Source organism: Cellulomonas sp. P4_H12 (genome assembly GCF_056400905.1).
This window is the reverse complement of record NZ_JBFUKJ010000005.1, coordinates 133955-143245: the sequence shown is the minus strand read 5'-3', so window position 1 is coordinate 143245 and position 9291 is coordinate 133955. Positions and strand designations below refer to the sequence as shown.

Genomic DNA, 9291 nt, shown 5'->3' with positions numbered 1-9291 from the left:
CGCCCAGGCCGTGCGCGACGGCGCCACGCGGGCCCTCGTCGTGCTCGACGAGTCCTTGCGGCGCGCGTCGGACGAGCGCGACGCCGCGGAGACGGCCCGGGGCGAGCGCGACCGCGCGGTCACCGCCGCGCGCGCCGAGGTCGACGTGCGGGCCGCCGAGCTCGCCCAGCTCACCGACGTCGCCCACCGCGACGAGGTCGCCCGCACACAGCAGCGGCTGCGGATCGAGGCGCTCCAGGCGCGAGCGGTCGACGACCTCGGCCTCGACCCGGCCGTCCTGCTCGACGAGTACGGCCCGGACCGGGACGTGCCCGTGATCCTCGTCCCCGGTGCGGAGGTCGACCCGGACGCCCCGACGGCCGTCCCGTACGTCCGCGAGCAGCAGGAGAAGCGGCTGCGCGCCGCCGAACGTGCGCTCTCGCTGCTCGGCCGCGTCAACCCGCTCGCGCTGGAGGAGTTCGCCGCGCTCGAGGAGCGCCACCAGTTCCTGGTCGAGCAGCTGGCGGACCTGAAGAAGTCGCGCACGGACCTGCTCGAGATCGTCAAGGAGATCGACGAGCGCGTCGAGCAGGTGTTCGCCGAGGCGTACCGCGACACCGCGGCGGCGTTCGACGTCGTGTTCCCGCGCCTGTTCCCCGGCGGCGAGGGACGGCTGGTGCTGACGGACCCGGACAACATGCTCACCACGGGCATCGAGGTCGAGGCGCGCCCGGCCGGCAAGAAGGTCAAGCGGCTCTCGCTGCTCTCCGGTGGCGAGCGGTCGCTGACGGCCGTCGCGCTGCTCGTGGCCATCTTCAAGGCCCGGCCCAGCCCGTTCTACGTGATGGACGAGGTCGAGGCGGCCCTGGACGACGCCAACCTGGGGCGGCTGCTCGAGATCTTCCGCGAGCTCCAGGAGGACTCGCAGCTGATCGTCGTCACCCACCAGAAGCGGACGATGGAGATCGCCGACGCCCTCTACGGCGTGACGATGCGCGGCGACGGCGTGACCACCGTCATCAGCCAGCGGATGCGCGAGGACGTCGCGGTCTGACCCGACGCGCCGCGGGCGGTGTGGAGATTGTGTGCGGTTTGGCGTTCCCTGTGCGTGGGACGCGCCCGTGCCCAGGTTCGGCCCCGACACTGGACCCCATGGCCATCCTCGTCGCGATCGTTCTTGCTCTGCTCGTCGCCGCAGGTGTGCTGCTCGCCGCCAGCGTCTCCAGCTCGACGCGTGACAAGGGCGAGTCCCCGCTCCAGGCGTTCCGGGCCGGCTGGGCCGCCCGGAAGAGCCCCGACGCCGACCAGCGAGCCGCCGCCGCGGCCGCGTCCGTCGAGCCGGTCGACATGTCGCTGGCCCAGTTCCTGCGCGAGACCGTCGACGAGGGCGAGGCGTACCTGCAGGTCGACGACCTCGCCGCGACGCTGCAGCGGGCGCGCGACAAGGCCGCAGGGGTCCTGCCGGGCAACCGCGGCCGGTAGCCCCCCGCCGGGCGCTCCGGTCGGCCCGGCTGACGCGTCGGCTCGCTTCGGCGGCCCGACGCCAGACACACTGTGCCGGTGACCAACGAGACGCTCGAGATCCTCCTGGCCGCCGGCATCCCGACGGCCATCGTCGTCGCGCTGGCGACCGTCTTCGTCCGGCGGCGCCGCGGCTCGACCACCGACGAGGCGGCCCCTCCCGCCGTCGACGTGCCGAGCCCCGCCCCCGCACCCGAGGTCGAGGCGACCGCCCCGGCGCCGGAGGAGGTCCTGCCCGAGGAGGCCGAGGCCGCCCCGGAGCTCGAGGTCCCGGCCCCCGTCGCCGGCCGCCTGGCGCGGCTGCGCGGCCGGCTCGCCCGCTCCGGCTCCCCACTCGGTGCACGTCTGCTCGCGGTGCTCTCCAAGGACCACCTCACCGAGGACGACTGGGACGAGCTCGAGGAGACGCTGCTGCTGGCGGACGTCGGCGCGGGACCGTCCGGTGAGCTGATCGACGCCCTGCGCACCCGCGTCCGGGTCGAGGGCCTCAAGGACCCGGCCCAGGTGCGGTCGCTGCTGCGCGAGCAGCTGCTCGCGCTCGTCGACCCGTCGCTCGACCGCAGCCTCAACACCGCGCCGGGCGCCGCGGCCGACGGCTCTGCCGTGCCCGCCGTGGTGCTCGTCGTCGGCGTCAACGGCACCGGCAAGACGACGACCGTCGGGAAGCTCGCGCGCGTGCTCGTCGCCGAGGGGCGCACGGTCGTCCTCGGCGCCGCCGACACGTTCCGCGCTGCGGCGGCCGACCAGCTGCAGACCTGGGGCTCCCGGGTCGGCGTGCACACCGTCCGGTCGGACCGGGACGGCGCCGACCCCGCCGCCGTCGCGTTCGACGCCGTGCGCCAGGGTCGGGCCGAGGGCATCGACGTCGTCCTGGTGGACACCGCCGGTCGGCTGCAGAACAAGGCCGGCCTCATGGACGAGCTCGGCAAGATCACGCGCGTCATCACCCGCGAGGCGCCGCTGTCCGAGGTGCTGCTGGTGCTCGACGCGACCACGGGCCAGAACGGCCTCAACCAGGCGCGCGTCTTCAGCGAGGTGGCCGGCGTGACCGGCATCGTGCTCACCAAGCTCGACGGCACCGCCAAGGGCGGCATCGTCGTCGCCGTGCAGCGCGAGCTGGGTGTGCCCGTCAAGCTCGTGGGCCTGGGGGAGGGCCCGGACGACCTGGCGCCGTTCGACCCGGAGGCCTTCGTCGACGCGCTGCTGGAGGGGTGAGCCGGAGCGCAGTGGAGGCTCGCCCCGACCATGTACCTGAGGGCTGAGCCGGAGCGCAGTGGAGGGTGGGGCCCGCACCTGCGGGGCCCCGTGCTCCTGGACGGCTGATCACCACGAAACCGAACGTTTACGTGACGGTGAGGCTTGTCACACCGACGTAACGTCCCCCGCGCATGTCCGAAACCCGCCTCGTCGACTGTGATCCCGACCAGCCACCCCCGGCTGGCGAGTGGAGAGGCGATCTCGATGGAATTCGCTTTGGACAGCGGGAACACGGCGTGGATGCTCACCGCCGCGTCGCTCGTGCTGCTGATGACGCCGGGGCTGGCGTTCTTCTACGGCGGCATGGTGCGCGGCAAGAGCGTCCTGAACATGATGATGATGAGCTTCGCCGCGATCGGCGTGGTCGGGCTCATCTGGGTGCTCTACGGGTACTCGGGCACGTTCGGACCTGACCTCGGCGGCGGGTGGCTCGGCAACCCGTTCACGTACTTCGGCCTCCAGGGCTTCACCGACGACGACAGCCTGATGGCGTCGACCGGCGTGCCGTTCCTGGTGGCTGCGGGCTACCAGGCGACGTTCGCGATCATCACGGTCGCGCTCATCTCCGGGGCCATCGCGGACCGCATGAAGTTCAGCGCGTGGCTGGTCTTCGCCGGCATCTGGGTCACGGTCGTCTACATGCCGCTGGCGCACTGGGTGTGGGGCGGCGGCCTGCTCAGCGCGACGGGCATCACCGAGGGACTCTCGACCCCGATCGACTTCGCGGGTGGAACCGTCGTCCACATCGACGCCGGTGTGGCGGGCCTGGCGCTCGCCATCCTGCTGGGTCGGCGCAAGGGCTGGCCGCGCGAGCCCATGCGGCCCCACAACCTGCCGTTCGTCATGCTCGGTGCGGCGCTCCTGTGGTTCGGCTGGTTCGGCTTCAACGCCGGCTCGGAGTTCGGTGCCGACAGCACGGCCGGTCGCGCCTGGCTCAACACCATGCTCGCCACCTGCGTCGCGATGCTCGCCTGGCTCGCCACGGAGAAGCTGCGTGACGGTCACGCGACGTCGCTGGGTGCGGCGTCGGGCGTCGTCGCCGGCCTGGTCGCCATCACCCCGGCCGCCGCGGCGGTCGACACGTGGGGAGCCATCGCGGTCGGCCTCGTCGCCGGCGTCCTGTGCGCCCTGGCGGTGGGTCTGAAGTTCCGGTTCGGGTTCGACGACTCGCTCGACGTCGTGGGTGTCCACGCCGTCGGTGGTCTCGTCGGCACACTCCTCATCGGCTTCTTCGCCACCGACCAGAACGGCGGCTGGTACCCGGACGGGGCCATGAACGGTCTCTTCTACGGCGGCGGGCTCACGCAGCTCGCCACGCAGGCGATCGTCGCCGGCTGCGCCGTGCTCTTCAGCTTCACGGCGACCTACGTCATCGCGCTCATCCTCAAGGCGACCATCGGTCTGCGGGTGTCCGACGAGGTCGAGGTCAGCGGCATCGACCTGGCAGTGCACGCTGAGACCGCATACGAGACGCTGGGCGTCGGCGCCCGCGTCGTGACGGAGGTGAAGTGATGACGAAGCTCGTGACGGCTGTCATCCAGCCGCACCGGCTGGACGACGTCAAGTCGGCCCTCGAGGCGGCCGGCGTCCGCGGTCTGACCGTGAGCGAGGCCAGCGGCTACGGCCGCCAGCGCGGCCACACCGAGGTCTACCGGGGCGCCGAGTACACGGTCGACCTCGTGCCCAAGGTGAGGATCGACGTGCTCGTCTCGGACGAGGACGTGGTCGGCGTCACCGACGTCATCGTGCGCGCCGCGCAGACCGGCAAGATCGGCGACGGCAAGGTCTGGGTCGTGCCGGTCGAGGACGTGGCTCGCGTCCGCACCGGTGAGCACGGCGACGACGCCCTCTGATCAGGACGGTCGACTGCCACACATGACACAGGAACGGCCGCCCGCGGGGGGCGCGGCCGCGAACGGGTCGCCCGAGGTCCCGCACCCCGCGATCGGGGTGCGGGACCTCCGCGTCGAACGGCTCGAGCTCGCCGCCGGCCTGACGGGCCCGGGTGCGGACGGCGTCGCTCGGCGCGCCGCGATCGTCGAGCTCGTCGTCGGCCGGCTGCGCGAGCAGTGGGAGATCGCGACGCAGGGCGTGGACGTCGCCGGCATCGCGCTCGGCGCCGTCGGCAGCGTCGGGCGCGGGGACGCCAGCCCGGTCAGCGACCTCGACCTGCTGCTGGTGCACGAGGGGCGCGGGCACTCGCCTGAGGAGCTCTCGGCGCTGGCCCAGAAGCTCTGGTACCCCATCTGGGACGCGGGGCTCGACCTCGACCACTCGGTGCGGTCGCTCGCGCAGTGCCGCCAGGTGGCGTCCAAGGACCTCCCGGCGGCGGTCGGGCTGCTCGACCTGCAGCCCGTCTCGGGCGACGCCGTCGTCATCGCCCGCGCCAAGTCCGCGCTGCTCGAGGACTGGCGCTCGGCCGCTCGTCGACGGCTGCCCGAGCTGCTGGCCTCCACCCGGCAGCGCGCCGAGCGCCACGGGGAGCTCGCGTACCTCATCGAGCCCGAGCTGAAGGAGTCGCGCGGCGGCATCCGCGACGCGGTCGTGCTCAGCGCGCTCGCCGCCACATGGCTCACTGACCGCCCGCACGGCGCGGTCGACACGGCGTACGCGCACCTGCTGGACGTCCGCGACACCGTCCAGGTGGTGACGCGACGGCACACCAACCGCCTGCTGCTCGCGGACCAGGACGAGGTGGCCGCGCTCGTCGGCTTCGACGACCGCGACGACCTGCTGGCGAGCATCGCCGAGGCGGCGCGGGTCATCTCCTACGCGCTGGACACGACCGTGCGCAACGCGCGCCAGGCCCTGCAGCGTCCGGCCCGCACGAGCATGCTGGTCCGCGGCCGCCGCAGCGCCCCGCGCCTGCGGACGATCGCGGAGGACCTCGTCGAGCACGACGGCGAGATCGTGCTGGCCGTCGAGGCGCGCCCCGCCGAGGACCCGCTGCTCTCGCTGCGGGCTGCCGCGACGGCCGCACGCACCGGGCTCGCCCTGTCGCCCGTCACGGTGGCCAGCCTGACCGCCACGCCGCCCTTGCCGACGCCGTGGCCCAAGGCCGCCCGCGCCTACCTCCTGCAGCTGCTCGGCTCCGGGACGGCGCAGGTGCCCATCTGGGAGGCCCTCGACCTCGCCGGCGTCGTGACCACCTGGATCCCCGAGTGGGCCGGGGTCCGCAACCGCCCGCAACGCTCGGCGATCCACCGCCACACGGTCGACCGGCACCTGGTCGAGACCGTGGCCCGGGCCGGCCGGGACAAGCGGGTGGAGCACGGCGACACGCTGCTGCTGGCGGCCCTGCTGCACGACATCGGCAAGCGCGCCGGTGCGGGGGACCACTCGACCGAGGGAGCGCGGCTCGCGGGACCGATCGTGCTGCGGATGGGTTTCGACGAACGCGTCGCGGCCGACGTGACCCGCCTGGTGCGCGAGCACCTGACGCTCTCGGAGCTGGCGACCACCGCGGACCCGGACGACCCGGCGACGATGGCTCGCCTGCTCGACGCCGTGGAGCACCGTCCGGACATGCTCGTCCTGCTGCGCGCGCTGACCGAGGCCGACGCCGGCGCGGCCGGGCCGCAGGCCTGGAGCACGTGGCGCGCGACGCTCGTCGACGACCTCACGGCACGGGCCACCCGCGCGCTGGCAGGTACCCTAGGACGTCCCTGACATCGTAAGAATCCCCGAAGCGTGAGGACCGCCAGGTGTTCGCCACCCTGTCCGACCGACTGACGTCGACCTTCAAGAACCTGCGCACCAAGGGCCGTCTGTCCGAAGCGGACATCGACGCCACGGTGCGCGAGATCCGCCGGGCCCTGCTCGACGCCGACGTCGCCGTCCCGGTCGTCCGTTCGTTCACCGGTGCCGTGCGGGAACGCGCGCTCTCGGCCGAGGTGTCCGGCGCGCTCAACCCGGCGCAGCAGGTCGTCAAGATCGTCAACGAGGAGCTCGTCGCCATCCTCGGTGGCCAGACGCGCACGCTGAACCTCGCGAAGAACCCGCCCACCGTCATCCTGCTCGCGGGTCTGCAGGGTGCGGGCAAGACGACGCTGGCCGGCAAGCTCGCGCTCCACCTCAAGAGCCAGGGCCACACGCCGCTGCTCGTCGCGGCCGACCTGCAGCGCCCCAACGCCGTCACGCAGCTCCAGGTGGTCGGGGAGCGCGCGGGCGTACCCGTGTTCGCCCCGCACCCCGGCAACCAGGGCAGCGAGGACGTCATGCCGTTCGGCGCCGACCCCGTCGCCGTGGCGCGCGAGGGTCTGGCGACCGCCAAGGCGAAGCTCCACGACGTGCTCATCGTCGACACGGCCGGCCGCCTCGGCGTCGACGCGGAGCTGATGCAGCAGGCGTCCGACATCCGCGACGCGCTCGACCCCGACGAGGTCCTCTTCGTCATCGACGCGATGATCGGCCAGGACGCCGTCGCCACGGCCCAGGCGTTCCAGGACGGTGTCGGGTTCACCGGCGTCGTCCTGACCAAGCTCGACGGCGACGCCCGCGGTGGTGCCGCGCTCTCGGTCGCCAGCGTGACCGGCAAGCCGATCATGTACGCGTCCACGGGCGAGAAGCTCACCGAGTTCGAGGTGTTCCACCCGGACCGCATGGCGTCCCGGATCCTCGACATGGGCGACATCCTCACGCTCATCGAGCAGGCCGAGAAGGCGTTCGACGCCGGGCAGGCCGAGGAGATGGCGGGCAAGCTCGCCGCCGGCCAGGACCTCACGCTCGAGGACTTCCTCGTCCAGATGCAGCAGCTGCGCAACGCGGGCCCGCTGAAGAAGATGATGGGCATGCTCCCCGGCATGGGGCAGATGCGGGAGGCGCTCGACAACTTCGACGAGCGCGAGGTGGACCGCATCGAGGCGATCATCCGCTCGATGACCCCCGCCGAGCGCCGGACGCCGAAGATCATCAACGGGTCGCGCCGGTCGCGCATCGCCGCGGGGTCGGGCACCAAGCCGAGCGACGTCAACCAGCTGCTGGAGCGCTTCGACGGCGCCCAGAAGATGATGAAGCAGATGGCCAAGGGCGGCGGGATGCCGGGCATGCCCCCGGGCATGGGCAACCTGCCGGGCATGGGCGGCAAGAAGTCGCGCGGCCGCCAGGCGCCGGCCCGCAAGGTCAAGGGCAAGTCCGGCAACCCGGCACGTCGCGCCGAGCAGGAGCGGGGCATCACGAGCCGCCCGGCGACTCCGGCGGGCTCCGCGTTCGGGATCGCGCCGAAGGCCGAGCCGGCGCCCACCGAGATCGAGCTCCCGGCCGGCCTGGACCGCTACCTCGGCGGACGCTGAGGTCTCCGTGCTCCTGCACCTGCGGGGGACCGTCGTGCTCGACGACGAGCGCGAGGTCGGCGAGGCGTGGGCGGTCGACGGCCGCCTGACGTTCGAGCGGCCGTCGTCCGCGCGGGACGCGCAGGACACAGTGCTCGACGGCTGGGTGCTCCCCGGGCTGGTCGACGTGCACTGCCACATCGGGCTGGCGTCGGACGGCCCGGTCGACGACGGGACCGCGGAGAAGCAGGCGCTCGCCGACCGCGACTCCGGGGTGCTGCTGGTCCGCGACGCCGGCTCCCCGGCGGACACCGGCTGGGTGCACGACCGCGACGACCTGCCCCGCCTGATCCGGGCCGGGCGCCACCTCGCGCGTCCCAAGCGCTACCTGCGGCACTACGGGCGCGAGCTCGCGGACGTCGCCGAGCTCCCGGACGCCGTCCGCGAGGAGGCCGCCCGCGGCGACGGCTGGGTCAAGCTGGTGGCCGACTGGATCGACCGCGACCTGGGCGAGGCCGGGGACCTGCGCCCGCTGTGGCCCGCCGACGTGCTCGCGGACGCCGTCGCGGCAGCCCACGCCGCCGGCGCCCGGGTGACCGCCCACACGTTCGCCACGGAGTCGCTCGACGCGCTCCTCGACGCCGGCGTCGACTGCCTCGAGCACGCCACGGGCGCGACGGCCGACCAGATCGACCGCATCGCCGCGGCCGGCATACCGGTCACGGCCACGCTCCTGCAGATCGGCCAGTTCGAGGCGATCGCCGCGCAAGGGTCCCGCTACCCCCTGTTCGCCGCGCGCATGCGCGCGCTGTACGCCCACCGGTACGCCCTCGTCCGCGACCTGCACGACGCCGGGGTGCCGGTGCTCGTCGGCACGGACGCGGGCGGCACGCTCGCGCACGGGCGGATCGCCGACGAGGCCGCCGAGCTGGTCCGGGCCGGGCTGCCCGCGCGTGACGTCGTGGCCGCCGCGAGCTGGCGCACGCGCGCGTGGCTCGGCGTCCCCGGGATCGCCGAGGGGGAGAGCGCCGACGTCGTCGTCTACGACGCGGACCCGCGCCAGGACGTCGGCGTGCTCGCGGCGCCGCGTGCCGTGGTGCTCCGTGGGGCGGTCGTCGCCGGGGGTCTGTGACCTGCGGGACGCGGTTGGGAGACGCCTGCGGCATCTGGCACAATGGTCGGCTGTACCCGACGTCTGCAGCCCCTCTACCTGCGTTCGTCGCGTCCCTGGCCTCCCCGGCGCGTCCACCCCACGGGCAATGCG

At 73.5% G+C, this 9291-nt stretch carries 8 protein-coding genes; all 8 read left to right on the top strand.

Annotated elements, in window-relative coordinates; all coding sequences use genetic code 11:
• Nucleotides 1-1033: AAA family ATPase (locus AC1DQC_RS04795; RefSeq protein ID WP_477050070.1), on the top strand; the 1033-nt coding region annotated here is incomplete at its 5' end.
• A 98-nt stretch (nucleotides 1034-1131) separates the two neighbouring features.
• On the top strand, nucleotides 1132-1461 hold the full coding sequence (locus tag AC1DQC_RS04790) for a hypothetical protein (protein ID WP_477050069.1): 330 nt from the start codon (nucleotides 1132-1134) through the stop codon (nucleotides 1459-1461).
• 78 nt (nucleotides 1462-1539) lie between these two features.
• Nucleotides 1540-2715, top strand: coding sequence for a signal recognition particle-docking protein FtsY (gene ftsY, locus AC1DQC_RS04785; RefSeq protein WP_477050068.1), 1176 nt, complete (start codon nucleotides 1540-1542; stop codon nucleotides 2713-2715).
• 246 nt (nucleotides 2716-2961) lie between these two features.
• Nucleotides 2962-4269 (top strand): ammonium transporter, encoded by a 1308-nt coding sequence (locus tag AC1DQC_RS04780; protein ID WP_477050067.1) that lies wholly within the window; start codon nucleotides 2962-2964, stop codon nucleotides 4267-4269.
• Nucleotides 4269-4610 (top strand): P-II family nitrogen regulator, encoded by a 342-nt coding sequence (locus AC1DQC_RS04775; protein ID WP_477050066.1) that lies wholly within the window; start codon nucleotides 4269-4271, stop codon nucleotides 4608-4610. The genes AC1DQC_RS04780 and AC1DQC_RS04775 overlap by 1 nt, the downstream gene beginning before the upstream one ends.
• A gap of 22 nt (nucleotides 4611-4632) precedes the next feature.
• Nucleotides 4633-6426 (top strand): [protein-PII] uridylyltransferase, encoded by a 1794-nt coding sequence (locus AC1DQC_RS04770; RefSeq protein ID WP_477050065.1) that lies wholly within the window; start codon nucleotides 4633-4635, stop codon nucleotides 6424-6426.
• A 35-nt stretch (nucleotides 6427-6461) separates the two neighbouring features.
• Nucleotides 6462-8048, top strand: a complete 1587-nt coding sequence (gene ffh, locus AC1DQC_RS04765; RefSeq protein WP_477050064.1) for a signal recognition particle protein — start codon at nucleotides 6462-6464, stop codon at nucleotides 8046-8048.
• 7 nt (nucleotides 8049-8055) lie between these two features.
• A complete protein-coding gene (locus AC1DQC_RS04760) occupies nucleotides 8056-9159 on the top strand; it encodes an amidohydrolase family protein (protein WP_477050063.1) in 1104 nt (367 codons plus the stop codon).
• The last annotated feature ends 132 nt before the right edge of the window (nucleotides 9160-9291 follow it).

Coding starts and splice junctions, on each gene's coding strand:
- AC1DQC_RS04790 (WP_477050069.1), top strand. CDS start 1,132: ATGGCCATCCTCGTCGCGATCGTTCTTGCTCTGCTCGTCGCCGCAGGT.
- AC1DQC_RS04780 (WP_477050067.1), top strand. CDS start 2,962: ATGGAATTCGCTTTGGACAGCGGGAACACGGCGTGGATGCTCACCGCC.
- AC1DQC_RS04775 (WP_477050066.1), top strand. CDS start 4,269: ATGACGAAGCTCGTGACGGCTGTCATCCAGCCGCACCGGCTGGACGAC.
- AC1DQC_RS04770 (WP_477050065.1), top strand. CDS start 4,633: ATGACACAGGAACGGCCGCCCGCGGGGGGCGCGGCCGCGAACGGGTCG.